General features: G+C 47.1%; 1 protein-coding gene. It reads right to left on the bottom strand.

Annotation, left to right across the window (positions count from 1 at the left end; all coding sequences use genetic code 11):
• Nucleotides 1–255: IS66 family transposase (locus tag AACW06_RS20465; RefSeq protein ID WP_192076413.1), on the bottom strand; the 255-nt coding region annotated here is incomplete at both ends.

Below are 255 nucleotides of genomic sequence, written 5' to 3'. Positions count from 1 at the left end.
TAGCTTCAGGGGAGTCGGCTCCCGAGCAGTACAACCACATATAACATTGCTTGTCTTCCTTAAGCACATTGAGCGGCGTTTCATCGGCCTGAACCACCACTTGTTCGAATAAGTGAGTCTTCAGTGCTTGATAAAGCGGTTTGAACTTTTCACTAACCTGAATTACCCACCTTGCCATGGTGGTTCTCGATAGCTCGATACCTGACTGGGTAAACAGGGATTCTTGGCGATAAAGTGGCATCGCGTATTGGTATT

Source organism: Vibrio sp. S12_S33 (assembly GCF_963889785.1).
In the GTDB taxonomy this organism is placed as follows: Bacteria; Pseudomonadota; Gammaproteobacteria; order Enterobacterales; family Vibrionaceae; genus Vibrio; species Vibrio aestuarianus.
Note: the sequence above shows the minus strand (reverse complement) of the source record. Positions and strands in the feature narration are given on the sequence as shown.